The 26,502-nt window shown below is 72.0% G+C and carries 18 protein-coding genes and 1 pseudogene; 5 read left to right on the forward strand and 14 right to left on the reverse strand.

Features of this window, described 5'->3' with window-relative positions:
* Window positions 1–296: 296 nt before the first annotated feature.
* Complete coding sequence (locus C3V41_RS08280; RefSeq protein ID WP_106109880.1) at window positions 297–815, reverse strand: SprT-like domain-containing protein; 519 nt, start codon at window positions 813–815, stop codon at window positions 297–299.
* An 820-nt stretch (window positions 816–1,635) separates the two neighbouring features.
* Here C3V41_RS08280 and C3V41_RS08285 point away from each other — a divergent pair.
* Complete coding sequence (locus tag C3V41_RS08285; RefSeq protein WP_106109881.1) at window positions 1,636–1,959, forward strand: heavy metal-binding domain-containing protein; 324 nt, start codon at window positions 1,636–1,638, stop codon at window positions 1,957–1,959.
* A 336-nt stretch (window positions 1,960–2,295) separates the two neighbouring features.
* Here the strand turns inward: C3V41_RS08285 and C3V41_RS08290 are convergent, their stop codons facing one another.
* From C3V41_RS08290 to C3V41_RS08310, 5 genes are all read right to left on the reverse strand, one after another.
* Window positions 2,296–3,816 (reverse strand): MFS transporter, encoded by a 1,521-nt coding sequence (locus C3V41_RS08290; protein ID WP_368033252.1) that lies wholly within the window; start codon window positions 3,814–3,816, stop codon window positions 2,296–2,298.
* A 645-nt stretch (window positions 3,817–4,461) separates the two neighbouring features.
* Window positions 4,462–5,271, reverse strand: a complete 810-nt coding sequence (locus tag C3V41_RS08295; protein WP_106109882.1) for an IspD/TarI family cytidylyltransferase — start codon at window positions 5,269–5,271, stop codon at window positions 4,462–4,464.
* A gap of 364 nt (window positions 5,272–5,635) precedes the next feature.
* Window positions 5,636–6,130 carry a CarD family transcriptional regulator gene (locus tag C3V41_RS08300; protein ID WP_106109883.1) on the reverse strand — a complete coding sequence of 165 codons (495 nt, stop codon included), beginning with the start codon at window positions 6,128–6,130 and terminating at the stop codon, window positions 5,636–5,638.
* A 105-nt stretch (window positions 6,131–6,235) separates the two neighbouring features.
* Entirely contained in the window at window positions 6,236–6,952 is a 717-nt protein-coding gene (locus C3V41_RS08305; RefSeq protein WP_106109884.1) for a winged helix-turn-helix domain-containing protein, read from the reverse strand.
* Window positions 6,949–8,244 (reverse strand): sensor histidine kinase, encoded by a 1,296-nt coding sequence (locus C3V41_RS08310; RefSeq protein ID WP_106109885.1) that lies wholly within the window; start codon window positions 8,242–8,244, stop codon window positions 6,949–6,951. Before C3V41_RS08310 ends, C3V41_RS08305 begins: the two co-directional genes overlap by 4 nt.
* 398 nt (window positions 8,245–8,642) lie before the next feature.
* Between C3V41_RS08310 and phoU the strand changes: the two genes are divergently transcribed.
* Window positions 8,643–9,287, forward strand: a complete 645-nt coding sequence (gene phoU / locus C3V41_RS08315) for a phosphate signaling complex protein PhoU (RefSeq protein ID WP_106109886.1) — start codon at window positions 8,643–8,645, stop codon at window positions 9,285–9,287.
* Between the two features lie 178 nt (window positions 9,288–9,465).
* Here phoU and C3V41_RS08320 read toward each other — a convergent pair whose 3' ends face one another.
* Together C3V41_RS08320 and C3V41_RS08325 are read right to left on the reverse strand one after the other, a co-directional pair.
* The gene (locus C3V41_RS08320; protein WP_165271610.1) at window positions 9,466–10,407 is read right to left on the reverse strand and encodes a glycosyltransferase family A protein; all 942 of its coding nucleotides are present in this window, start codon (window positions 10,405–10,407) and stop codon (window positions 9,466–9,468) included.
* Between the two features lie 142 nt (window positions 10,408–10,549).
* Window positions 10,550–11,524, reverse strand: a complete 975-nt coding sequence (locus C3V41_RS08325) for a methyltransferase (protein ID WP_254423536.1) — start codon at window positions 11,522–11,524, stop codon at window positions 10,550–10,552.
* A 274-nt stretch (window positions 11,525–11,798) separates the two neighbouring features.
* Here C3V41_RS08325 and C3V41_RS08330 point away from each other — a divergent pair.
* Window positions 11,799–13,292: pseudogene (locus tag C3V41_RS08330) on the forward strand (glutamine synthetase family protein).
* A 623-nt stretch (window positions 13,293–13,915) separates the two neighbouring features.
* On the opposite strand, the gene C3V41_RS08335 reads toward C3V41_RS08330, so the two are convergent.
* The 5 genes from C3V41_RS08335 to C3V41_RS08360 form a co-directional block, all read right to left on the reverse strand.
* Complete coding sequence (locus C3V41_RS08335; protein ID WP_106109889.1) at window positions 13,916–14,989, reverse strand: acyltransferase family protein; 1,074 nt, start codon at window positions 14,987–14,989, stop codon at window positions 13,916–13,918.
* Window positions 14,982–15,950 (reverse strand): glycosyltransferase family 2 protein, encoded by a 969-nt coding sequence (locus C3V41_RS08340; RefSeq protein ID WP_106109890.1) that lies wholly within the window; start codon window positions 15,948–15,950, stop codon window positions 14,982–14,984. The genes C3V41_RS08335 and C3V41_RS08340 overlap by 8 nt, the downstream gene beginning before the upstream one ends.
* 609 nt (window positions 15,951–16,559) lie before the next feature.
* Entirely contained in the window at window positions 16,560–17,192 is a 633-nt protein-coding gene (locus tag C3V41_RS08345; RefSeq protein ID WP_106109891.1) for an LppP/LprE family lipoprotein, read from the reverse strand.
* A 1,118-nt stretch (window positions 17,193–18,310) separates the two neighbouring features.
* Window positions 18,311–22,258, reverse strand: a complete 3,948-nt coding sequence (mfd, locus tag C3V41_RS08355; RefSeq protein ID WP_174714765.1) for a transcription-repair coupling factor — start codon at window positions 22,256–22,258, stop codon at window positions 18,311–18,313.
* 644 nt (window positions 22,259–22,902) lie between these two features.
* Complete coding sequence (locus C3V41_RS08360; RefSeq protein ID WP_106109892.1) at window positions 22,903–23,772, reverse strand: phosphorylase family protein; 870 nt, start codon at window positions 23,770–23,772, stop codon at window positions 22,903–22,905.
* A 478-nt stretch (window positions 23,773–24,250) separates the two neighbouring features.
* Here C3V41_RS08360 and C3V41_RS08365 point away from each other — a divergent pair, with 478 nt between their 5' ends.
* Window positions 24,251–24,616: a hypothetical protein gene (locus tag C3V41_RS08365; protein WP_106109893.1), complete on the forward strand. Its 366-nt coding sequence runs from the start codon at window positions 24,251–24,253 to the stop codon at window positions 24,614–24,616.
* Window positions 24,617–24,917: 301 nt separating this feature from the next.
* Here C3V41_RS08365 and C3V41_RS08370 read toward each other — a convergent pair whose 3' ends face one another.
* On the reverse strand, window positions 24,918–25,469 hold the full coding sequence (locus C3V41_RS08370) for a hypothetical protein (RefSeq protein ID WP_106110759.1): 552 nt from the start codon (window positions 25,467–25,469) through the stop codon (window positions 24,918–24,920).
* 184 nt (window positions 25,470–25,653) lie between these two features.
* On the opposite strand from C3V41_RS08370, the gene C3V41_RS08375 reads away from it, so the two are divergent.
* On the forward strand, window positions 25,654–26,406 hold the full coding sequence (locus C3V41_RS08375; protein WP_165271611.1) for an FHA domain-containing protein: 753 nt from the start codon (window positions 25,654–25,656) through the stop codon (window positions 26,404–26,406).
* The last annotated feature ends 96 nt before the right edge of the window (window positions 26,407–26,502 follow it).

Below are 26,502 nucleotides of genomic sequence, written 5' to 3' on the forward strand. Positions count from 1 at the left end.
AAAGCGGCACGTCTTGCACTGGGGTCCGGGTCACAGACGACAGCACTCGCCCGGACCTAGACCCCAACCTGCATGAACCACCTACCGCAATCATTACCTGCGCTTGATCAAGCCGCAGGTCGAGCATCGTAACTGGTTTGTTGTGTATGGTTGAAGTGTGTACGTACCACAATCTGGACAAAGATGACCTTTTGCCATGTTTAACCACCTCCTTTATGTGGCTTGTCGTATCCACCACTAATAGAATCGTAGCTCCGCCGGAGCTAGGTCACCAACATCGGCATCAAATACGTCGGTCAGCCCTCAGCTGCACGCAGACGCGCGAGGACGTGGGCGTACCGCTCCCCTATGTCCTGGTGGGCCACCGGGTGGCCGTCACGGCTCCAGGCCATGAGGTGCCTCAGGTCAAAGCGGCGCGAGCAGCGCGAGCAGGAGAGCGGGACGGTCGGGCGGCGTATCCGGCTTACCTCGTGGCCCGCCGGGCACACCCCTACCCACCGTCCCGGGACGCGGGGTGCGTCAGCGGCCACGAGCCGCGCACCGCTGCCCCCGAGCCGCCGGGCCTCGGCACGCCAGACGGCGTCGTGCCCGTGGCGGGTGCCGACCCGGGCGTGGGCAATCTCATGGACAACGGTCTCGCGGACCTCGGCCTGGGAATAGAGGGCCATGAGATGGCGCGAGAGGGTGATACGGCGGCGGCCGTGGTCGCAGCTCCCGGCGCGACGACGGGCCCGGTCCCAGGCCAGGTCCCAGTCCCCGACCCCGTGCTCGTCCATGAGGGAGCGCGCCAGGGCCAGGACGTCGGGCAGATCCATGGTGGCAGGGTAGCGGCCGGCACGCGCCCTCGTGCGGGTAAACGCCCTCGTGCGGGCGAGCTTCCCGACGTCGGGGCTCGCCGGCGGCCTGTCAGCTGCAAGCGTCCCCTCGCGTAAGCGCGCCTCCCAGCACGACGAGACCGGATCCAATCCCAGGAGCATCCGGGAGCAGCTGACCTGCTGATGGCCCACGGCACCTAAGTTTGGCCTGCCCCGAGGGCGCCCCCTCGTGCGGGCGAGCTTGCCCTCGCGTGGTGAACGCACGTACCCCGCCGCCGACACCGGCTTGGAAATGCGAGCTTCCCCTCGCGTAGGTGAACACGCCGGTACCTGACCTCATCCGGGTCCTGGTAGGCGCGACGTCCACTCGCGTGGTGAACGCGCCCTGACCCAGGTGAACGCCCTTTCATACGGTTGAACGCGCTATAACCCAGATGAACGCCACTCTAGGTAGCGTTCACCTATACAAGAGCGCGTTCACCCGCACAAAGTGGCGTTCACCCACACGAGAGGGCGTTCACGAACGGAGCCACCCCACCAGCAGGACGGAGGCCAGCGGGTCCACCCACACAAATAGGCGTTCATCCGTACAAGAAGGCGCTCGCCCGCACAAGGGCACGTTCCGACCTGTGGGACACGGCCCTGACCTCCTCCACGCACACTCCCCCACACGAGGGCACGTTCACCTTGAGCTGGCCCGGCCCCGGCACTTGCGACGGAACTGGCCACGACGTCGGGAGACTGCAAGGATGGATGAGGCGGTGTCCCGGTCCGCCGGGAGCACCCGACCGTCCTACCAGGAACCATGAAGGAGCCGCCCATGCTCGTTACCACCACCCCCACCGTCGAGGGCTACCCCGTCACCCAGTACCTGCGCGTGGTCTGCGGGGAGACCATTGCCGGTGTCAACGCCTTCAAGGACATTGCTGCGGGCTTCCGCAACCTGGTCGGCGGGCGCGCGGAGTCCTACGAGCGTGAGCTCATGCAGGCCCGGGAGACCGCCCTGGCTGAGATGGTCCAGCGCGCCCAGGAGCTCGGGGCCGAGGGCGTGGTCGGCGTGGACATTGACTACGAGACCCTGGGGGCCGACAACGGCATGCTCATGGTCACCGCCTCGGGCACGGCGGTACGTTTTAGCCGCTGAGCGGGGCCGTGCGCGGTTCTGCGCAGAAGGTAGCCGACTGCGCATAGGGCGGGTCCGGACTGCTTTCTGCGCAGAACGCCACTCTGCGCACAAGGGCCAGACGCCGCCGTCGAGGTGGAGTGTGCCGTTGGCGGCCCGGGCCTCACGCGCACAAGGAACCAAACAGGACGACGCCGAGGCCTTCCAGCGAGCGCGCCCCGAGCCCTACGCGCACGAGGCCCAAGCAGACCGCCCGCCTTAGGCCGTCAGACCGGGAGCCGGCCCACCTTGCACCGGGAACCAGCCCGGCCCGCCTTAGGTCGTCAGACCAGGAGCTGGCCCGCATAGGACCGGGAGTCAGTCCAGGTCGGTAATGTGCCCCTTGGGGTCGGAGACCCGCAGCATGAGCACCATCCCCAGGACGAGCACCAGCACGATCCCCAGGATCCCCCAGTACCCGGCCTCGTCCTTGCCGACCACGAACGCCCCGCCCCAGATGGCCACGCCGTACATGGCCGGGGCCAGGAAGGAGGCCGCGCGCCCGGTGGTGGCGTAGAGGCCGAAGATCTCCCCCTCACGCCCCTTGGGAATGAGCCGGGCCAGGAACGTGCGCGACGCCGACTGGGCGGGCCCCACGCACGAGGACAGCAGGAGCCCCAGCGCCCAGAAGGTAACCGGGCCGCCGTCGTGCAGCGCGAAGATCAGCAGGCTCATGACCACCAGCACGGCCAGGCTGCCCATAATGACGCGCCGCGGCCCCAGCAGGTCGTCCAGGTACCCGGAGACAATGGTGACGACGCCGGCCACCACGTTGGCGACAATGGCGAAGACGAGGACGTCGTCCTGGGTGAAGCCGAAGGTGCTCTTGGCAATAATGCCACCGTAGGTAAAGACCCCGGCCAGCCCGTCACGGTAGATGGCGGCGGCCAGGAGGAACCACAGGACCTCGGGGTGGGAGCGGTAGAGGCCCACGAGGGTGCGCCACAGGCGCCGGTAGGAGGACAGGACGGACTCGCGTCGGGCGGGGCTGGCCACGCCGCCTGAGGCGGACTCCCAGTCGGCCGGCTCGCTCTCCATGGCGGCCTGGTCGCGCGCCGAGCCCCGGGTGGCGGAGTGGGCCAGGCGGGCCCGACGGCGTCGGGCGGAGCGCCCGGACTGGCTGAGCAGGAGGGGGAGCGCGGACAGCCCGAGCCAGGCGGCGGCCACGAGCATGGACACACGTATGTTCAGGCCGTTGGCGTCGCTGACCCCGAACCAGTTGCCCTCCTTAATGAGCCCGTAGTAGAGGAGGAGCATGAGGACGATCCCGCCCAGGTAGCCCATGCCCCAGCCCAGCCCGGAGACCGCGCCGACGCGGTCCTTGGTGGTCAGCTGGTTGAGCAGCCCGTTGTAGTTGACGCCCGCCAGCTCGAAGAAGATATTGCCCACCCCCAGCAGGGTGATGCCTGCCCACAGGTAGCGGTGCTCGGGGATAATGAGGTAGAGGGAGGCCGAGACGGCCACCACGATGGCGGTGTAGACGCCGAGCCAGAAGACGGTACGCCCCTGGCGGTCGGCGCGCTGGCCGGTGACGGGGGCCAGCAGGGCGATACAGGCCCCGGCGACAGTCAGCCCCAGGGACAGGGCGGAGGTGTTCTCCGTGGGGTTGCCGAAGCCGGGGTTCGTGGTCAGGTAGACGGTGAAGACGAAGGTGGTGATGACGGCGTTGAAGGCCGCCGACCCCCAGTCCCACAGCCCCCAGGCCAGGACCGGCCAGGTCAGCAGGCGTGAGTGGTGGGGCACCATGGTGCCGGGGCCGGGGGTGGTCTCAGGGCTGTCCGACGGCGGTGCCCAGCTCTCGTCCTGGGCTGACCGCGGGGGCGGGGATGATGGGGTCATGCACGCAGCCTACGGCTCCTGGCGGCGCTCGTCGTACCAGGCGACGGCGACGCGCGGGGCAGGAACTTGTACGCCAAGCGGCTGCTCGGCGAGACGTCCGAAGCCGCCAAGTCGGCGGGCGGGAACTTGTACGCCAGGGCGGCTGGCCCTGCGCGTGTGCCCGCCTGGGAGCCTGGGTGACGGCTGACCCCGGCATCGACGGTCAGCCCCGCGCACGTGCCAGCCCGCGCGCCACAGGCGAGCCCGAGCCGGTGTTCACCTCGCCAGCCCTGCACGTGTACCCGCTGGCGCGTGCCTGCGCCCCGGTACACACCGGGCCGCGGCAGCCAGCTGGCCCCGCCCGCGCGTACCCGTCGGCGGCCAGCCCGCGGCTAACCCGCGGCCGACCCGTGCCCGCTGGCGGCCGACCCCTCGGCCGCACCCCGAGGTACCCGCGTTATCCTCTAGGATCTACGGACATCTATGCAGGGCGTCGTACGTCCTGCAAGAACCTGCACGGCCCCTAAAAGCACCTCGCTACACGTCCGACCCCCTGAACGCCCCGCCCGTTCTCACGGGCAATAAGTACCGTTCTCACGGGCAATAAGTACCGTTCTCACGACGAACAAGTACCGTTCTCACGGACGGGGGACGACGGGGGACGGCCTAGGCCCGGCTCGTGCCCAGGAGGGTGCGAGCCAGGGCCAGGTCCCGGGGCGTGGTCACCTTAAAGGCCAGGGGGTCCCCGGCCACGACCGTGACAGGCCGTCCAAGGGCCTCCACCAGGGAGGCGTCGTCGCTGGCGGCGAGGCCCTCGTCCTGGGCCCGACGGGACCCGGCGTGGTGGGCGGCCACCAGGACGGCGGTCTCAAAGCCCTGAGGGGTCTGGACGGCGCGCAGCCGGGAGCGGTCCGGGGTGCCGACGACGAGCTCCGGGGAACCGGCCGGGGCCAGCTCCACCTCCTTGACGGTGTCGGCCACGGGCAGGGCCGGGATCACGGCGCAGGCACCGCCGCGCACGGCCCCCACCACGCGCACCACCACCTCCGGGGGGGTCAGGGCCCGGGCGGCGTCGTGCACGAGGACCACGTCGGCGTCGGGCACGGCGCGCAGGGCGGCCTCCAGCCCCCGGGCCACACTGGCCTGGCGGGAGACGGGCGAGCCGGCCACGACCTCAATGGTGCAGGCGGGCTCGCTCACGCCGTCGGGCAGGCTGTCCGAGGGTGCCGGGGCGAGGCCGTCAGCCTCACCCTGGAGGGCACCGTGCAGGCCGCTGACCTGGGCGGCAAAACGCGCCAGGGAGTCAATAGGGGCGGTAACCACAATGTGGTTGACGACGCCGGAGTCGACCAGCCCCTGGGCGGCACGGCGCAGGAGCGACTGCCCCCCCACCTCGACCAGGGCCTTGGGGCCGTCCGCCCCCAGGCGGGTCCCCGAACCGGCTGCTGTCAGGACCGCCACCGCGTGTGTGCTCATGGGGGGATCCTACCGGTCACCGGGGCCGGGGCGAACCAGCGCCTCTGGTGGGTTGCCATGCACCCGCCCCGGGACAAGGCAACCGCCCTGGAGAGCACCGCCCCTCGGGGCAGGTGGGGTCGACGGCGTCGGACCGTGGCGCTCCCGGGGACCGGTCACCCCTCGACGCCCCTCAGCACCCCCGCCGCCGCGGCACCGGGGGAACTGCGCCTGCGGCGTCCTGGAGGCCCCGCCAGGCCACCCGCCGCGGCACCGGGGGAACTGTCAGACGCACCCGTACGCGCGGGAGGAGCGCTGGCTGGCGGCCCGGTGGCAGGCCAGCTGGCGAAGACGCACCCGTAGGTGCGGGAGGAGCGCGGACGGCTCAGGCGGCGACGCCGGAGGCCAGGACCTCGTCCAGCTTGGCCTCGGCGGCGTCCTCCTCGGTCTTCTCCGCCAGCGCCAGCTCGGAGACCAGGATCTGGCGGGCCTTGGAGAGCATGCGCTTCTCCCCCGCGGACAGGCCGCGGTCGGTGTCACGCCGGGAGAGGTCGCGGACGACCTCGGCGACCTTGTTGACGTCACCGGAGGCGATCTTCTCCTGGTTGGCCTTGAAGCGGCGGGACCAGTTGGAGGGTTCCTCGGTCAGGGGGGAGCGCAGGACGTCGAAGACCTTCTCCAGGCCCGCCTGGTCCACGACGTCGCGCACGCCTATGAGCTCGACGCTGTCAGCGGGGACGAGGATGGTGAGGTCGCCCTGGGCGACCTCCAACTGCAGGTAGGTCTTCTCCTCGCCACGGACCTTGCGCTGGCGGATGTCAATGATCCGGGCCGCGCCGTGGTGGGGGTAGACGACAGTCTCTCCGACTTTAAAGGTCATGTGTGACGTCACTCCAGACTCATAGTGATACTCCACTTTATCAGGAGAACACGTGAACTTCCTGGGGAGGTTGCTCACATAAGGCCGCCACGCCGACGAGGGTCCCTACTGACCGGCCTCCAGCTTGTAACCCACCCCCCGCACGGTGGTGAGCATCCGGGGCCGGGAGGGCTCGACCTCGATCTTGGCCCGGATCCGCTTGACGTGCACGTCGAGGGTCTTGGTGTCCCCCACGTAGTCCGCCCCCCAGATCCGCTCAATGATCCGCCCCCGGGTCAGGACGTGGTCGGGGTGGCGCAGGAAGAGCTCCAGGAGCTCGAACTCCCGCAGGGGCATGGTCACGCCCTGCCCGTCCACGGTCACCTCGTGGCGCTCCACGTCCATGCGCACCCGCCCCACGGTCAGGATCTTCTCCTGGGGCTCGGCGGGCGCGGCGGCCTCCCGGCTGCGTCGCAGGACCGCGTGGACCCGGGCAATGAGCTCACGGTAGGAGTAGGGCTTGGTCACGTAGTCGTCCGCACCGGTCTCCAGGCCCAGGATCTTGTCGGTCTCGGAGTCCCTGGCGGTGAGCATAATGACCGGTACCCGTGAGACGGTGCGGATACGACGGCACACCTCGGTGCCGGGCACCGCCGGCAGCATGAGGTCCAGCAGGACCAGGTCGATCGCCCCGCCCCCGCCGGGGGCCGCGGCGGCCTGGAAGGCACGCAGGGCGGTCCTGCCGTCACCGGCCTCCACCACCTCGTAGCCGTCACGCCGGAGCCTGAAGGCCAGGGGGGCGCGGTAGTTCTCCTCGTCCTCCACGAGCAGGATGCGGGTCATGGGACGGTCCTCTCTCCACGGGGCTGGGAACGGAGCGTCCCCACGGTGTCGGTGGGGTCGGTCGGGGGGTTAATGGCGGCCAGCGCCGTGAAGGCGCCCCCGGCGGCACGGATCTCCTCCGCGCTGGGGACCTCCTCGTCGTCCTCGGGCGCCGGGAGGAACCGCGGCAGGACGAGGGTGAAGGTGCTGCCCCGGCCGGGGGCGGACCACAGCTCCACGGTCCCTCCGTGGTCGGCGGCCACGTGCTTGACAATGCTCAGCCCCAGGCCGGTGCCCCCGGTGGCGCGCGAGCGGGCCTTGTCCACCCGGTAGAACCGCTCAAAGACCCGCTCCTGGTCCGCCTTGGCGATACCGATGCCCTGGTCCACGACGGCGATCCGCACCAGGTCCGGGTGCGCCCCGTCCACGCTGACCCCCACGCTGACGCGGGTGCGCTCCTCGGAGTAGCGGACGGCGTTGTCCAGCAGGTTGCGCACAGCGGTGGTGACCAGGGCGGCGTCGCCCCACAGGCTCAGGCCCCTGACGCCCCCGGAGACCAGGGTGATGCCGCGGGAGCGGGCCTCCACGCGCACCCGGTCCAGGGCCTCGGCCACGACGGCGTCCACGTCCACCTCCTGGGGGCTGACCAGCGCGTCACCGTCCTGGAGGCGGGAGAGCTCGATAATCTCCTGCACGAGGGTGCCCAGGCGGGAGGCCTCCTTGCGCATGCGCCCGGCGAAGTCGCGCACCAGGGCGGGGTCCTCGGCCCCCTCCTCCAGGGTCTCGGCCAGCAGGGCCATGGCGCCGACGGGGGTCTTGAGCTCGTGGGACACGTTGGCCACGAAGTCCCGGCGCATGTCCTCCAGGCGCTGGGCGGCGGTACGGTCCTCAATGAGGATGAGGACCCGGTCGCGCCCGATGGCCGCCACCCGCACCCGGAGGTGGAAGTGCCCGGCCCCGCTCACCCGGCCCCGGGCCACGACAATGGTGTCGTCCTGGATCCTGCCGGTGGCCCGCACGCGCGCCACCATGGCGGCGACCTGCGGCTCACGCAGGGTGTCGTCACGCACGATATTGAGGGTGTAGGCCGCCGCGGAGGCGCGCAGGACCTCGTCGTCGTCGTCGAGGACCACGATCGTGGACGGCAGGGCCGCCAGGACCGGCAGGACGCCGTCACCCCCGCCCAGCAGGGAGTCGTCCGAGCCGGTGGCCTGCGGGTCCACGGAGGCGGAGGCGCTAATGGCGAGCCCCACGGCCACGCCGACCGTGGCACCCAGGAGGGCGACGACGACGAGCAGCCAGGTGTGGTCCACGCACCTAGGTTAGACGACGGCGGTGGCTGGCTCCGGGGTGGGGCGGCGGTGGCCGGCTCTAGAGGGCGGCGGCTGGCTCCGGGGGCGGCGGTGGCCAGCTTCGGGGCTGGCGGCTCCGGGGTGGCCAGCTCCGCGATGGGGCTGGCGGGGACAGCTTCGGGGTGAGGCAGTTGCCTGGGGGCGGGCTACCGGGGTCAGGGACGGGACGCCGGGGCCAGGACACCGGGGCCGGACGCCAGGGCCAGCACCAGGACACCGGGGCGGGGCGGCATCGGGGCCAGCGCACCGGCAGTGGGGCACGGCGCTTGGCACCTGGCGTGGTGACAGTCCACACTGTGAGTGCCCCGTGCCCCCGGCGAGCCCGGGGGCCGCCGCCTCGCAAGGACAGGAGCCGTCTCGTGCGTGACATCTTCAACCAGGAGCTCAGGCAGCTGGGCTCCGACCTTGAGTCCATGGCCCGTCAGGTGGCCACCGCCATTGAGCGTGCCTCCGAGTCCCTGCGCAACGGCGATATTATCGTCGCCGAGCAGGTGATTGACGCCGACGAGCGCATTAACGACCTTCAACGTGATATTGACGACCTGTGCGTCATGCTCCTGGCCCGTCAGCAGCCGGTGGCCGGCGACCTGCGCGCGGTCATCTCCGCCCTGCGCATGGCCCAGACCCTGGAGCGCCAGGGCGACCTGGCCCGCCACGTGGCCTCGATCGCACGCGGCCGCTACCCCGAGCCGCCGGTGCCCGAGCCGGTCATGGGCCTGATCCTGCAGATGGCCGACGCCGCCGTGCGAGCCGGCCAGAACACCTCCCGTCTGGTGGCCACCCGCGACCTGGAGCTCGCCGCCCTCATTGAGGCCCAGGACGCCGAGCTCGACGCCCTCCACCGCCGCTCCTTCACCATGATCCTGGACCCGGCCAACGACCTCACCCGCCAGCAGGTGGTCGACGCCGTCCTCATGGGCCGTTTCCTGGAGCGGTTCGGGGACCACTCCACGTCGGTGGCACGCCGGGTCTCCTACCTGGTCCTAGGCAGCCTGAGCTACTGAGCCTCCCATCCTAGACGTACCTTAGACACCGGGGACGTACTTTAAGTGCAGAGGACAGCACCCTAGGGTACGTCGGCGGTGTCTAGGGTACGTCGGCGTCATCTAAGGTACGTACCCGATACCTAAGGCACGTCGACGGCAGGGCGTGCCAGTGGCGGAGGCCCGGTGACCGCCGGGCTCATTCCTCCGACAGGCCCTCGCCGGTGCGGCGCCGCGGGGTCCGGTGCAGGACCTGGTACCTGAGGTAGCCGTCGGCCAGGCCCGCGTCCCGGGCCAGGCGCATGCGCCACTCCCGCCAGGCGAGCCGGTCGCGCCTGGCCAGGGGCCTGACCACGGCCAGGCAGGTCTTGAGGAGCACCAGGACCGGCGGGCCCTGCACAATGGAGGCCCGCCCCCACCGGCCGCTGCGGGTCAGGAGCAGGGCGGTGGAGCGTGCCCGGCGTCGGAAGAGGGCGTAGCTGCGGTCCCCCGCTGGCTGGATCCGGTAGGCCAGCATGGTGCTGGGCAGCACCGGCGGCAGGTGCCCCGCGTCGGTGCAGCGTATCCCGAGGTCGTTGTCCTCCGCCCCCGGCTCCGCGGAGGGGTCAAAGCCCCCGACCTTGAGGAACAGGTCCCGGCGGATCCCGAAGCAGCCTCCCGGCAGGACCGGCCAGTCCTGGTCCTGCCGCTCCTCCTGGGGGGAGCAGTAGTCGTGCTCCTCGAGCTGGTCGGTGACGGCGTCGTAGCCCTGCCTGAAGACCTTCTCCTCCACGCCGATAAAGGCGGTGACGTACACCGGGACCTCCTCCAGGGCCCGCTGGCCGTGGGCCACGAAGTGGGGGGCCACCAGGTCGTCACCGTCGCAGAAGAGCAGCTTGGCCCCCCAGCAGAGCGCCACGCCGCGGTTACGGGCGTAGGCGGCGCCCGGTCTGTCGGCGGCGTCCACCACCCGCAGGTCCAGGCGGTCCGCCCAGGAGCGGGCCACGGCCACGGTGTCGTCGGTGGAGCCGTTGTCCACCACCACGACCTCAAAGGGCTCGGCATCCTGCTGGCGCCAGAGGGCCTCCAGCTGGAGGCCGAGGGTCCTCCCGACGTCGTGGCAGGGGATAATGACCGACGTCGTCACCTGGGTATCGGACACGTCTCCACCCTCTCGTCGCAGCAGCACGCGGGCACACACTACCGCAGGCAGGGGGTGGCGGCAGCCAGGCGCGGGCCGGGCACGAGATCGTCGCCTCCCTGGCCCGGCGTAGTGGCAGCGCGACAGGCGCGGGCCGGGCATCTCAGCGCGCATAGGCGCGGGTGCGCGACGGTGGCGGCAGCCAGGCGTGGGCCGGGTACGACCGCCCGCAGGCCGGGCCCACCAGCGGGGCCGCCGCCGTGGACCCGGGCAGGGCCTCTCCCACGGTGAAGCAGGTGATCGCACCTGTCACCAACGCATCAGCGAAGGGGACCGCCTCAGGGTCCAGGACGTGCACGGAGTAGGCAGCAAAAGGACCCAGGAGGAGCTCACGGAGCATACGTCCGTACTGAACGTCCAGCCACTCGCTGCTGGTGACAAAGACTCCGAAGTCCCCCGGACGCGCCAGCCGGGCGGTGGCGAGGAAGAAGTGGATGTGCAGCCCGGCCAGGGCGCTGGGGTGCAGCCCCTGGGCCCTGGCGGTCTCGGTCAGCCACGCCTTCCACCGCGGTGCGATGCCGTGGTGGCGGACGAACGGGGGGTTGCCGATGAAGAGCGTGGGGCCATCGACCGCGTCGAGCCTGAGCTCGCGGTAGTCGCCCAGTACCACCTCGACACGCTCGGACAGGCCCATGACGTGGGTGCCGGCCCGAGTCATGAGCGTGGCCAACGGGTCAACGTCGCAGGCGACGACGTCCGCCCCGGGGAACACCGTCGCCGCTGCGAGCGTGAACCTCCCCGAGCCGCAGCCGGGATCCACGACGCGCACCGGCCTGCCGTGGTCAGCCGCCCACGCCGTCATCGCCTCAATAATCGACGCCGGCGTGTAGGTCTGCCCGAGCGCCCGCCTGCCCTCGGGGGGCACCACCTGACGGTAGGCGTCACCGAGCGGGTCGCCACCGGCCAGGACCAGGTCCCGGGTCGCGGCCACCACGTCCTCGGTCGGGCACGTGCCCGCCGCGGCCAGGTCCTGCTCCTCGGCACTGAGGCCGTCAGCGCCCTCGGCCCCGTCCAGGAGCCCCAGGCAGAGCGCGGCAAGGTCCGCACGCCGGGAGCCGGTAGCGTCAGGTCGGGTCACCGGGCCTCCCTCAAGCCGCACAGGCGACGTAGCAGTTCGCGGTACGGGCACGGATCCCGACCCGGACAGGTCTGCCGCGCCCTGGTCCCGAACTATACAGCCCGTGCCAGGGCCCTGACGCCGCCCGGCCTGGACCTGGCAGGGCGTTACTGACGGAATCAGGGACCGTGCCGCCGCCAGCTCGGCCGTGGCCGACGACGGCCGCCCGCGTGGCCACCGGTCGCCGGCGCCAGGCACAGCCTCCCTGATCTCAGCCCAATGAGGAGTTCCCACCTTGCTCGTCACCGACTCCCTCGCCCTCAGCCCCAACCCGCTGGTCCAGGTCCTGGGCAAGCCCGCCGAGGCGTTCACCCGCGCGGACATTATCCGCTTCGTCACCGAGCAGGACGTCCCCATGCTCAACCTGCGCTACGTGGGCGGGGACGGGCGGCTCAAGGAGCTGAACTTCGCCATCCAGTCCGCCGCCCACCTGGACCGGATCCTGACCATGGGCGAGCGGGTGGACGGCTCCTCCCTGTTCGACGTCGTGGACGCCACCAGCTCGGACCTGTACGTGGTCCCGCAGCTGCGCACCGCCTTCCTCAACCCCTTCACCGCCCTGCCCACCCTGGACATCCTGTGCGGCTTCTACGACGTCGAGGGCAATCCCCTGGCCAGCGCCCCCCAGCAGATCCTGCGCAAGGCCCAGGAGGCCCTGGAGGCCGAGACCGGGTGCCGCCTGGAGGCCCTGGGCGAGCTGGAGTACTACCTGTTCTCCCCGGCCGACGACCTCTTCCCCGTGGAGGAGCAGCGCGGCTACCACGAGGCCGCCCCGTTCTCCAAGTGGTCGCAGGTGCGCACCGAGGCCCTGCACCACCTGGTGTCCATGGGCTGCTCGGTCAAGTACGCCCACGCCGAGGTCGGCAACTTCGTCACCGACGGCCGCCAGGTGATCCAGCAGGAGATCGAGTTCCTGCCCACCGACGTCACCTGGGCAGCCGACCAGATGGTCCTGGCCAAGTGGGTAGTGCGTGAGGTGGCCCACTCTCACGGTATCGAGGTGTCCTTCTCCCCCAAGATCGCCGTCGGCCAGGCCGGATCCGGCATGCACTTCCACACCCGCCTCATGAGGGACGGCGTCAACCAGTTCTCCCAGGGGCGGGACTGACCGACACCGCCCGCCGGGTCATTGGCGGCTACCTCTCCCACGCCGCCTCCCTGACCGCCTTCGGCAACACCGTACCCGTCTCCTTCCTGCGGCTGGTCCCCCACCAGGAGGCGCCGACGTCGATCTGCTGGGGGGGACCGCAACCGCTCGGTCCTGGTGCGGGTGCCGCTGGGCTGGCAGAACCTCGACGACCGCATGTTCCGTGACGCCAACCCCGTCGAGGGGCCCGTGGGCGGGCTGCCGGGCGACTCCCAGACCGTGGAGCTGCGTTCGCCGGACGGCAGCGCCGCCGTCCACCTGCTGCTGGCGGGGATGACCGTGGCCGCGCGCATCGGCCTGAGCGACCCGACCATGCTGGAGTACGCCAACGAGCGCTACGTCAGCGGGGACGCCTCCGCGCTGACCGGCCTGGACCAGCTGCCCACCTCCTGCGCCCAGGCCGCCGGGCGGCTGCTCGCCCAGCGTGGGGACTACGAGGCCCTGGGGGTGTTCCCGCCCAGCCTCATTGACTCCTGGGCCGCCCGGCTCCTCGCCCTGGGGGACGAGGACCTGCGTGAGGAGATCGCCGACACCCGCGTCCAGGTCGAGGACCTGGTGGCCCGCTACCTCCACGTCGGCTGAACCGGCCGGGGCGGGGGCGATCGGCGCAGGTAGCGTCTTCCCTGCTGGCGACACGGCGGCCGGGGCGGGGGCGATCGGGGCGACGGCGGCCGTGCGGGCCCGGGCGTACCCGTGCGGGCCCGGGCGTACCCGTGCGGGCCCGGGTGTACCCGCCAGGGGCCGCGGTCTGTGGGTCTGGCACAAGCTGCGCAAGCCGCCGGGCGTACCCGCCAGGGGCCGCGGGCCCACGGTTTCCGGGCAGGTTCGGCGGTGACGCGGACGTACCTGGCGCCCAGGGGCCGCGGGCCCGCCGGCGAGACGCTGGCCACCACCCATGAGCTGATCGCTGGCGCCCAGGGGCCGCGGGCCCGCCGCAGGAACCCCGGACGTACCTGGTGCCCGGGGCCGCGGGCCCGCCGCACGGCCAGCCCCGTGACCGCCTCCCGTTCCCACGACCCTATTCCCACGACGAGGACAGCACGGGGGCGCCCAGAAGCATGTCACCCCGTTCTCGCGGGCAATAAGTACCGTTCTCGCGACGAATAAGTACCGTTCTCGGCACAAACAAGTACCGTTCTCACGACGAACAAGTACCGTTCTCACGGCAAACAAGTACCGTTCTCGCGAAAGAGGGCGGTGGGCGGCTAACGCGACCAGCGGGAACGGATCCACCGCTGCGCCGGGCGCTCGACGGCGTAGTGCAGGGCCTCGGCAGCCAGGAGGCACGCCGCGAGCAGCCCCAGGGCCAGCGCCACGCGGCCGACCCCGCCCGACGGTGCGGGCAGGTGGGGGACGACGTTGACGAGCAGGAGCTCGTGCACCAGGTAGAAGCAGAAGGAGACAATCCCCAGGTGCTCCATGAGACTGGTACCGAGAACCCCCTTGCGCCCGTAGACGTCGGCCAGGGCGGCGGCCACGATCAGGAGGGCGAAGGCCGGGGTCATGAGGACACCGGCGAGGACCTGGGAGTGCACCGTCTTCAGCACAACACCGTAGGACCCCACGACGGCGAGCACGCCGACCCACACCGGGGGTGCCCACCGGGCCCGGCCCCTGCGGACCAGCTCGGCCATGAGGATGCCGACGGCGAACTCCCCCGAGCGCACCAGCGGGAGGGTGTAGGCCCATATGTCCGCCTCGTGGCTGACCCCGGAGATCGCCAGGCCGGACAGCGCCGCCACCGCCCACCATGTCAGGAGGAGCGCAGCGGCCCCGCCGTCCGAGCGGCGTCGCACCGCGGTGATCACCCAGGGCGCGAGCAGGTAGAAGAAGGCCTCACAGGACAGCGACCAGCTCACGGCGTTGAGGGCGAAGGCGATCCGGTCGGAGGGGAACCACGACTGCACCAGGGCGATGCTCGCCAGGTCCCCCAGGAGCGGCCTGCCCACCGTCACCAGGGGCACCACGAGCGCGACCAGGGACATGACCAGGTGGGAGGGGTACACGCGCGCGACACGGTTGACCCAGAACCGGCGCGGCTCCACGCGGTCCCCGCGGGAGGACCAGGTGAGCACGAACCCGGACAGGACGAAGAAGAAGGCGACCCCGACGTAACCGACCCGTGAGGTCTGGCCCCCGAGCGCCCACGGCCCCAGCCGGGGCAGGTGGTAGGCGAACACCAGGAGCGCCGCGAAGGCCCGCATCCCGGTGAGCCGGGGGAGGTTCCCGGCGGGCGGGGTGAGGTGGCGCCCCGCCCGCCGGGCCACGGCCTCAGGCATCCGCCGCCCTCTGGGCGCGGGCGACGACCCCGTCGGGGTCCCAGGTCCGCCACGTCAACGGGTGCAGCCTGACCATGGGGCCGGTCGCCTCGAAGCGGATCCGCTCATCGGGGCGCCCGTGGGAGATATTCTCCCAGACCTCCTGGATCTCCTCGTCCCCCAGCCGGCTGCCGCTGGCCCAGTGGGGCGAGAACCAGGACAGGTCCTCGCCGGTGCGGCTGGCCGCGGCGTTCCCCTGCCTGACCTTGCGGGCGATCTGCACGGGGCTGCGGTACTGGGCGTGGGCGATGTGAAGGCCCTTGGCGTTGGCCCCCACCCGGCTCGCCCCGTGGTTGCCGGTGATGATCTCGAGCAGGGGGTGGGCGCGCACGGCCACCTTCCCGGGGAACGCGGGGTGGGTGTCCATAATGAACTCGGCGGCCGCGAGGTCGTCGGGGGCGGGGGTGGTGGGGACCATGTGGCAGAACTCGGCGTGGACGATCCCGGTCCCGGCGTCGAGCGTGCCCAGGTACTCGGCTATGCTCATTCCCTCGGCGAACCAGAACTCGTCGGCGTCGAAGGGGACGACCCAGTCCGCCCCGCCGCGCCACGCCTGGTGCGCCAGCCAGGTCATCTTCTCGGACTGGTAGTAGGTGGGCTCGTGGTCGGTCACCACGGCGACGCGCCTGGTGGTGCGCGCCAGCGACCTCAGCAGCTCCCGGGTGCCGTCCACGGAGCAGTTGTCAGCCACCAGGATGCGTGAGACGCCCTGGTCCAGGAGGTGACGCACCGTCAGCCCGACGACGTCCACCTCGTCGCGCACGATCGACACGCCCCACACCTCACCGCTGTGGCGACGGCGGCGTCGAATGTGCGGGGAATCCATATGGCGTATGACCTGGACCTGCTTCTTCCAGCGGGAGGGGTGGCGGTACTGCCGGGCGAACCAGGAGAGCTGCCCCAGCTCTGCGCGAAGGTCCATTCGTCTGCCTCATTTCCTTGCATTAGGGAGCTTGGTCAGGCTACCAAGCAGGGCCTGGTGCCGAGATGGGCCCAGGTGTGACACCTGTCTATCTCCATAGCCGCTGCTGCCTCTTCGCCCCTCCCCCGACGGCGGCGTGGTGGGCGGCCCCCGGACCAGCCCCGGCACGGGTGCGGTCCCTCCCCCGACGGCGGCGGTGGGGTAGGGCGGTGGGCCGGGCTGTGGGGCTGGCTGCTTGTGGGCCCACGTGCCCTCAGGTGAACGCGCTCTTGTGCAGGTGAACGCGCTCTGGGCCGGGTGAACGTGCTCTTTGTGCAGGTGAACGTGCTCCGGGTCGGGTGAGCGTGCCCAGAGGCTGGTGAACGCGCTCTTGGTTGGGTCAACGCCGTTCTAGCTGGCGTTTACCAGGACGGAAGCGCGTCCATACACGTGAGACGGCGTCTACCTGCCCCAGAACGCGTTCACCTCAACCCAGTCCGATGCGCGGGCACCCCCCGGATGCCCTGGGGCCGTGTGGGAGCGGGCCCGCACCTGGGCCCGGAACCCCTGCACACAGGGCAGCCCTACTGCCACCGGGGAACAGCGGGCAGGCGTCCCCGCGCGCCGCCGTCAGTCGTTCGTGGGCGGCCACTCACCGGAGTGCACCACCGAGGAGGAGGCCTCGTCCCACGTGAAGATCGAGACCGAGCGTCCCGAGGCCATCGCGTTGGCCTCGTTCTCGCGCGGCCACGTGTAGGTGACCTGGATCACCCCGTCACCAAGGCGCACCACCTTCGGGTAGAACCCGATCATCCGGTCGCTGGTGACGCCAATGTACTCACCGTGGTGGAAGAGCATAATCTGGCAGGGCGAGGAGACCGTGCCCATCTCGATCGACAGGACGATCCAGGACAGGGCGGCGCAGGGGTCGTAGGTGGAGGTGTCCGTGTACGTGGTGTCCCAGGCCCAGCCCCTGAAGGTCCGTACCCGGGACACCCAGGTGCTCAGGGCCTCGGCCCCTGACTTGTCAGAGCACGTCGACGTCGGGCTCGGCTTCGGGCTCAGCGGGACCCCAGTGACCTGCGTCGTCGCCTCCTCGCTGGGACCCGGCAGGGCCTGAGCGCTGGTGGACTGGGCCGTGGGGCCGTCCGCCTCGGTCGGCTCGGAGCGGGGCGAGTCCTGGCACCCGGTCAGCAGGACCGGCAGGGTCAGGAGGGCGCAGGCGGCGAGGACTGGTGTTCGGCGTGAAGCGGGATGCGACATTGAGCGTCCTTAACTAGGTGTGCTTCTCTGGGCGGCTGTGGACGGTTGGATTGAGAGGTCTTCGGCGGGATGTGGGTTGGCGCGCCTGCGTCGCCTTCCCAAAGACCTTCGTGACCCACGCTAACGCACTGCTGACCCCTGGGGGACGACGCCGCCTGGCCGCCTGCGTCGTCGACGGTGGCTGGCTGCTGCTGTGGGCCGCCGGGCGGTTCCAGGCGCCCCCGCCACAGCCGGGCGTGCGGGCCGGGCTGCTGCGGCGGGTGCGTGCGCCTTCAGGCCGCCGGGCGGTGGGCCAGCGTCCACATGCCCCAGGCCGCCCCCGCCGGGTGGCGGGCCAGGCTGCTGCCGGACCGGCCTGCCCGTGACCGACCGCTCCAGCCGCCCTCGCCACGGCCCCGACCGTCTGCGGGCGCTGACACCGGGCAGCCGGTCCCACACGCCCTCAGGTGAGCGTGCCCTGGTCTGGGTGAACGCGCTCTGGGCCGGGTGGACGCGCCCAGAGGTTGGTGAACGTGTTCTTGGTCGAGTAAGCGTGTTCCGAGGCTGGTGAACGCGCTCTTGGTTGGGTCAACGCCGTTCTAGCTAGCGTTCACCTGGACGGAAGCGCGTCCATACTCGTGAGATGGCGTCTACCTGCCCCAGAGCGCGTTCACCTCCACTTAGTCCGACGCGCGGGCACACCGTTCTCACTGCCGGCGAGCCGCGTCTGGGGCATCTCAACCCAGCCCGACGCGCGGGCACACCGGCAGAGCAGACGGGGCCCGGCGTCTCCCGGGACGAGCCGCCGCGAGCACCTGGCCGGAGGTGGCGGCGGCCCAGGCCCAGGCCCCTCCCGGGACGAGCCCACCACCACCACCGGCACCACGCGGACAACACGCCCAGAAGACGAGCACACCGAGAAGACCACCCGGCACCCGGCGCACCCACCCCGACCCGCACCCACCAACCAGCCCAGACAGGACCACTGCAAGCACCCCCCGTTCTCACGACAAACAAGTACCGTTCTCACGACGAACAAGTACCGTTCTCACGACGAATAAGTACCGTTCTCGCGAACAGAAAGGCGGGAGGGGAGGGGCCAGCTCGGCGGCCTCACCGACGGCGTCAGTACCCGGGCCTCACCGGCGGCGTCGGTACCTGGTGGCCTCGGCCTCGTAGTCCTTGTCGCCGACCACCACGGCCCGCAGGAGCACCTCCGCCCAGCGCAGCAGCTCCTCGCCCTCGACCGCGCCCCCGCCCATGCGGGCGCTGCCCGGGGCGGGGACCACGATGGTGCGGGTGGCGGGCTTGAGGACGGTCCCCGGGTACAGGCGCGTCAGCCGCATACGCCCGGACTCGGGCAGGTCCACCGGCGCGAAGCGTACCGACTTGCCCTGGGCCACGATCTCACGCACCCCCAGGGAGGCGGCCAGGGCGCGCAGCCGGGCCAGGTCCGCCAGGCGTGCGGTGGCCGGTGGCACCGGCCCGTAGCGGTCGGCCAGCTCCTCCAGGACGTCGCGCACATCCGTCTCGCTGCGGGCGGCGGCGAACTTGGTGTAGGCCTCCAGGCGCAGGCGCTCGTGAGGGATGTAGTCCTCGGGGACGGTGGCGTCCACCGGCAGCTCCACGCGCAGGTCCTCGTCGACCCCCGCCTCGGCGTCGGCGTCGGCACCGACCTTGAGGGCCTTCTTGTAGGCGGCCACGGCCTCGGTGACCATGCGCACGTACAGGTCGAACCCCACCCCGGCGATGTGCCCGGACTGCTCCCCTCCCAGCAGATTGCCGGCCCCCCGGATCTCCAGGTCCTTCATGGCCACCTGCATACCCGCCCCCAGGTCGGTGTTGGTGGCGATCGTGCGCAGGCGCTCCAGGGCGGTCTCGGTCAGGGGCCGCTCACCCGGGTAGAGGAAGTAGGCGTAGGCGCGCTCCCGGCCCCGCCCCACGCGCCCGCGCAGCTGGTGGAGCTGGCTCAGGCCCATACGGTCGGCACGGTCCACAATGAGGGTGTTGGCGTTGGACACGTCCAGGCCGGTCTCGACGATGGTGGTGCACACCAGCACGTCGATCTCCTTGTGCCAGAAGTCGTCAATGACCCGCTCCAGGCGGGCCTCGCCCATCTGCCCGTGGGCGGTGGCCACCCGGGCCTCGGGCACCATCTCGGCCAGGCGGGAGGCGACGGCGTCAATGTCCTCCACCCGGTTGTGGACGTAGAAGACCTGGCCGTCCCTCAGCAGCTCACGACGGACGGCGGCTGAGACCTGCCTGGCCTCGTAGGCGCCCACGTAGGTCAGGATGGGGTGGCGGTCCTCGGGCGGGGTGGCCAGGGTGGACATCTCCCGCAGGCCGGTGACCGCCATCTCCAGGGTGCGCGGGATGGGGGTGGCGGACATGGACAGCACGTCCACGTCGGTGCGCAGCGCCTTGAGGGTCTCCTTGTGCTCCACCCCGAAGCGCTGCTCCTCGTCAATGACCACCAGCCCCAGGTCCTTGAAGCGCACCCGCCCGGTGATGAGGCGGTGGGTGCCCACCACCACGTCGATGCTGCCGTCGGCCAGCCCGGCCAGGACCTGGGCGGACTCGGCGTCGGACTGGAAGCGGGAGAGCTGGGCCACGCGCACGGGGAAGCCCGCGTAGCGCTCGGTGAAGGTCTCGGCGTGCTGGCTCACCAGGAGGGTGGTGGGCGCCAGGACGGCCACCTGCTTGCCGTCGGCCACGGCCTTGAACGCGGCACGCACGGCGATCTCGGTCTTGCCGTAGCCGACGTCGCCGCACACCAGGCGGTCCATAGGCTGGGGCCTCTCCATGTCAGCCTTGACCTCGTCAATGGTGGCCAGCTGGTCGGGGGTCTCAGTGTAGGGGAAGGCCTCCTCCAGCTCCGCCTGCCAGGGGGTGTCGGGGCCGAATGCGTGCCCGGTGGTGGCGGACCGGGCGGCGTAGAGGCGCACCAGCTCGCCGGCGATCTCGCGCACGGCCTTGCGGGCCCTGGACTTGGTGCGCGCCCAGTCGGCGCCGCCCATCTTGCTCAGGGCCGGGGCGTCCCCACCGACGTACTTGGTCACCTGGTCCAGGGCGTCGGTGGGCACCAGGAGGCGGTCGCCGGGCTGGCCGCGGCGGGAGGGGGCGTACTCAATGACCAGGTACTCCCGGGTGGCGGCGGAGCGGGGGCCGCCCACGGCGCGCCGGCTGAGCTCGACGAAGCGGCCGATGCCGTGCTGGGCGTGGACCACCAGGTCGCCGGCGTGCAGCGACAGGGGGTCCACGCTCCTGCGGGAGCGGCGGGCGGGAAGGGTCTTGGCCCCGCGCGGGCCAGCCGGGGACCGCCCGGTGAGGTCGGACTCGGCGACCAGGGCCAGGCGCAGGCCGGGGGCCAGGAAGCCGTGCCCGGTAGCGGCCTGGGTGACGCGCACGACGCCGTCGCCCCGGGCGGGTCCAGCAGCAGGCGGGGCGGCCAGGTCGGTGGGCTCGGGGGTGACGGGGTCGGCGCCGGATCCACCCGAGGCGGAGTCACCCCCTGGGGCGGGGCGGTAGCCCAGGTCGGCGGGCTCGTCGAGGTGGGTGACCATGCGGGCGGGGACGTCGGCGTCGACCAGGAGCTGGGCCATGCGCCGGCCGGGGCCGGGCCCGTCGGTGGCCACGACGACCGCCCAGCCGTCACGGGCCATGGCCCCCAGGTCGGACACGGCCTCCTGGAGCTGGCCCCGGTAGGTGCGGGGCTCTCTCAGGGGCAGCGTGACGGTCCGCTCGGAGGGGGGCAGGGAGGTCAGCGACCACCAGCCGAGGTTGCGCGACAGGGCCAGGGCGCGGGCCTCGCCCAGGGGCGCGAAGGCGGCGGCGGACAGGTCCACCGGGACGGTGCCCCCGGACGCGGCCGAGGTCCAGGCGGCGGCCAGGAACTCGCTGGTGGTGGCCACCAGGTCCTCGGCACGACGGCGCACCCTCTCGGGCTCCAGGACCACGGTCAGGCGGTCGCCCACGAGGTCCAGCAGGGGCACCATGCGCTCAGCGAGCACCGGGGCCAGGGACTCCATGCCCTCCACCGGGACGCCGTCGGCGATCTTGGCCAGCATGTCGGCGGCGCCGGGGATGGCGGCGGCGGCCCGGGCGGCCCGGGAGCGGACGGCGTCGGTGAGCAGGATCTCGCGGCAGGCGGTGGCGGTGACGGAGGTGAGCTCGGTGATCGTGCGCTGGTCGGACACGGAGAAGGAGGACACCGACTCGATCTCGTCGCCGAAGAGGTCCACGCGCACCGGACGCGGCTCGGTAGGCGGGAAAAGGTCCAGAATGCCGCCGCGTACCGCGAACTCGCCGCGCCTCTCCACCATGTCCACGCGCGTGTAGGCGGCCGCGCCCAGGCGGGCGGCCACCTGGTCCAGATCCAGGCGCTGACCGCGGACCAGGTGGAGGGGCTCGAGCTCACCGAGCCCGGCGATGACGGGGGCCAGCAGGGCGCGCACCGGCACCACCAGGACTCGCACGGGGCCCGCGCAGCGCTCGTCGTGCGGGTGGGCCAGGCGGCGCAGGACGGCCAGGCGGGCGGCCACCGTGTCGGCGCGCGGGGAGAGGCGCTCGTGGGGCAGGGTCTCCCAGGCGGGGAAGACGGCGACCTCGGCGTCAGGCAGGTAGCAGGTCAGGGCGGCGGCGGTCTCCTCGGCCTGGCGCCCGGTGGCGGTGACCACCAGCAGGGGGGTGCCCGTGGTGGTGGGGGTACGCCGCTCCCCCGGGGTCGTGGCCTGGGAAGGGGCGGAGGACGTGAGGGTGGGTGCGGCCGCCTGGGCCGCGGCGGGTGCGGCCGCCGGGGTCGTGAGGGGGGCCGCGGTAGATGCGGCGGGGGCGGGGGCTGTGGGCGCGGGAGCAGGGGCGGGCGCCGAGGCTGTGGAGGCGGGTGCGGCGGGCGCGGGCGGGATGGTGGCACCGGTGGCGCGGGCGACGCCGTCGGCTCCCAGCGTCAGGGCCGCCAGGACGGCGGGACGCGCACCTGGGGCGACGACGACGGTGCGGTCGGTGCGGGTCCGGCTGCTGGCCGCGGCGACGAGGTCGGCAGTCGTCGGGTCGGTGAGCAGCGGGGGCAGGAGGGCGGTCAGGCGCACGGCGAGCAGTCTAGAGGGAGGGGCCCGGCTCCAGGATCCCGGACCGGGCGGGGCCGACGGTGGTCCAGGAGGTCGGGAACGAGGAGGCCCAGAATCCCGGATCCGGCGGAGGCCGACGTCGGGACGGTTTTAGGCCGGGCTCGGTACGGCCCACAGGCTCTCGGTACGACCCATGGACTCACCAGATTGCACGGCTTCTTGCGAACTGCACGAGCTCTTGCGCGATCCCTTGAGGCCCGCGGAATCATGCGGATTTCCCGGGGTCGCCCAGAGAGCCGGTACAGAAACTCGTGAGATCTGCAAGAACTAGTGCGACCTGCGGGCCGCACCTCGTGGGCGGCCCCGGGACCAGCTGCCTGAGGCCGCAGGCAGCTGCGGACCGCACCTGGGGCCCGTGAACAGCCGGATAATCCGTAGGCGTTGGCGGCGTCCGCCTCATGGGTGCCCGCCCCGCACCAGGAGGCACGAGGCAGGCGACCACCGGAAGGTCACTTACGAGGAGCTCATGAGCGGCTGGCGCACACAGGCCCGGCGCTATCGCCGCCCGTTCTCACGAGCAATAAGTACCGTTCTCGCGACGAACAAGTACCGTTCTCGCGGCAAACAAGTACCGTTCTCGCGGCAAACAAGTACCGTTCTCGCGGTTAGCGCAGGGCGGTCAGGACCGTCTCGATCGCGGCGCGGACAACCCGCGGCGCGCTCCACTGCCCACCCCGTCGGGAGCCCCGCACCTGGGCCGACGCCCGGGCTGGCTCCTGGGCCCTGGTTGCCCGTCGTCCTGCGGACCGGGCGTCACGTCGTCCCGTCTCCGCGGGTCCGGCCAGGGAGTTAACGCAGGCCAGGCCCACGACCCTTACACCCCGTGAGGCCAGCGCCATCGCCTCGGCCACGCTGTCCATGACGACGGCGTCCGCGCCCAGGGCCGCCAGGATCGAGGCCTCCGTGCGCGTAGGACGCACCGGGCCCGGGACGAGGGCGAGCACCCCGCGGCCCAGGACGCCGTCGAGCGCCGCGACCCGCTCGGTGAGCTCCTCGTCCCAGGCGGCCTCCACGGGCTCGGGAGCAGGGAAGAGCGGGGCGCCCAGGAGGCTCATGTGGTCCGAGACGACCAGGACGTCGCCCACCGCCGCCTGCCCGAGGGAGGCCGCCCGGGCGACCAGCACGGCGGCACGCAGCCCCGACCCGGCGGCAGTACGAGCCATCGCGGTCACGCGCCGGGCGGGGCGCCCCTCGTAGAGGCTGGTCCGGCCCCGCGCCACCAGGACGCCCAGGCCCCAGCGGTCGTAGGACAGCAGGGCGTCCTCCTGCCCGGGCGAGACGGGCGCGGAGACCCCGGGCAGGAAGGACAGGCGCACGCTGGCGTCGGGGGCGCCCCAGGCGGCGTCGAGCTCGGTGAGGAGGCCGGGGTCGGCGACCACCAGGAGGTCGTGCCGGGGGCGGCCGGTAGCCACCAGGATCGAGGCCGCCGCAGGGTCCTCCTCCCAGGTTCCTGGTGCAGGGGGCTGCTGGGCCACGGCTCCTCCTTCGTCTGCCGGCGTCTGTGACCGAGGGTACCGGCCCGGGCAGAACCCTTCCAGTGCCGCGAAAACCCGGTTTCCTACGTAGAGGGGCCCGTCTCGACGGCGACGGGGTGGTGGGACCGTGGGGGCCTGGAGGCGTCGTGGAACTGTTCCACGTGAAACTCAATCGGCAGGACTCGCACGTACAGGGCCTGGGGGCGCCGAGCTGCGCCGGGGCAGGCGGAAGAGCGGCAGGACTCGCGCGCAGCGGGTGGACAGTGAGGCCGGGGCCCGTGACAGCGCGCCTGCGGCAGGACTCGCGCGCAGCGGACCTGGACTATTCGCGTCCCGTCACCAGGCCCGTAGCCAACCCGCCCGGCGCCAGCGGCGGGTGGGCATATGAAACCGTCGGCGCGCGTGGTGAAACCCAACCCCCTGGCGCCGGTGGCAGGGGGGCGCAGCCACGCACCGGGAGTCGCGTAGGATGCGCCCCATGGCTGAGAAGACCTTTATTATCGCTGCGCCCGTGGACCAGGCCCGTTCCCTCGTCGGCTCCGTCTTCACCCAGGGCGGGTGGACGGTCGAGCTCTCCCCCACCGGGGGCCTCGTCCTGACCCGCGGCAAGAAGGGGCTGACCATCGCCTTCGGCGCCTTTATGGGCAGCAGCTTCTACCTGGTCCAGAGCGTGGAGTTCGGCACCGGCCCCCAGGGGACCGCCGCCACCTACCGCTCCTCCTCCACGTCCGCCCTGATCGGCGGCGCCCTGGGCGTACGCAAGTCCAATAAGACCCACGCCGAGTACGTGGAGAAGCTCACCCAGGCCCTCCAGGCAGCAGGCGTGCTCGTCGGCGTCCAGTAGGGCCGCCAGCCCCTGGCCCTCAACCGCTGACCCCCTCGGCGGCCAGCTTCCTCGGCGGCCAGCTCCCCCGGCGCTCGGCCCCGCGGCCCGCGGCCGCCAACCCCTGGCCCGCAGCCGCCAGCGAGGGCCCGGCCGACGACGTCCTCAAGGAACAGCTGGCCCCCTCAGCTCTTGGCCGCCAGCCCCCGCAACCGCCAGCCCCCGCGGCTCCCCCGGCCTGCGGCCGCAGCTTCCTCGGCGGCCGGCTCCCCCGGCGCTCGGCCCCGCGACCCTCGGCCCCCGGCGCTCGGCCCCCGGCCCCTCAGCCCTCGGCAGGTACCACCCGGGCGGCCAGCCCCACAATGACGGTGAGGTAGGGGCGTATGGCCTTGGCCGAGGCCCCCCACAACCGCATGACCAGGTCGACCGGCACCGTGGGCAGACCCGCCAGGCGGAGCACCACGACCCCCTGGACCGCCTCCTCGGGGTCGGTCGCGAACCCGCAGAACCCCGCCATGGTGGGGCCGGGGCGCTGGCGCTCGGGCACGGCACCGGGGACGAACCGCTCCACCAGGGCCTTCTGGGTGGCGTGGCGCCCTGCCTTGGTGCCGTCGTCATCGGCCCGGACCAGGCTGAGATCCACCACGAAGGGTGTGCCGGAGGCGTCGTCGATATGGAGCAGGCGGGCCAGGCTCTCGCGACGCTCCACCACCAGCAGGTCGGCCAGGAGGGCCTCGAGCTCCGCCCGCCAGCGGGGCCCCGTGACGCCCAGGGCGATACTGCGGCGCCGCGCCTCGTCACGGATCCAGCCGGGTGGGGGGAAGGCGGGGACAATGACCCACTGGGAGGGGTCGGGGTTCACGGCGATCTTCATGCGCACTGGCTCCTCGGGACGGGTTGCTCCCACCACCCTCCTACCATCCTCCCACCACTTCGGCACCTGCTACCGGGGAGCCGCCGCCCGAGGGGCGCCGGAGCGCCCCCGGCCACCAGCCGCCCGGGTCCCGCGAGCGCCCGCGAACGCACCCACCGGCCCGCCCCTTGGCTATCGTGACCCTGTGACCACCAACGAGCACGCCTCCGCCCCCCTCCCCGTCACCTCGGCACGGCGAGTGCTCATGAGTATGACCAACGTCACCATTATGGTGCTTATCGCTGTAACAGCCTACGTGGTCTGCGACTTCCGGGCCCCGGGGGCCGTCGCCCTGGTCGTCCTGGCGACCTACCTGGTGGACACGGTCGTCCTGGCCGCCACCGGGGCGACGCCGGGCCTGCTGGTCTTCTCCGCGCGGCTGCGGCGCGCCACGTCCCCCCACACCCCCCCGGGGTGGGCCGGGGCGCACCGCAACCTCCTGGTCCTGATCTCGGCGCTGGCGACCGCCGGCGTCGGCCCCCTGGTCATCTACCTCACGGCCCTGGTCCGGCACGAGAAACGCAACTGGTTCGACCGGCTGTCGGGCACGGTCCTGCTGCGCAGCAGCCCCACCACCCACGGCACGGCCAGCATCCTGTGCGACGGCGACCTCATCGCCGTCTTCGGGCCCACCGTCGTGGGCCGCCAGCCCGCTCCCCCCTCCCGCGTCCCCCACGCCCGCCTGGTGGCGGTGACCACCCCCGACCCCTCGATCTCCAAGACCCACGTCCTGATCCTGCCCGACCCGGCCGGCGTCATGCTCACGGACCTGGACTCCACCAACGGCACCCACGTGGAGACCGAGACCGGGACGCACCGCCTGCGCCCGGGACGCACCGAGCTGGTCCGCCGGGGCTACCGCTTCTACCTGGGGGACACCATCTGCACTGTGCAGTGAGCCACGTCGGACTGCCCGGGGACGCCGTCGGGCCCCGCCGGGCAGGAGGCCGGGGAAACCGCGTCATGCCGGGCACACCCGCGCCCGGCGCCACCC

Origin of the sequence: Actinomyces sp. oral taxon 897, from assembly GCF_002999235.1 — a bacterium.
In the GTDB taxonomy this organism is placed as follows: Bacteria; Actinomycetota; Actinomycetes; order Actinomycetales; family Actinomycetaceae; genus Actinomyces.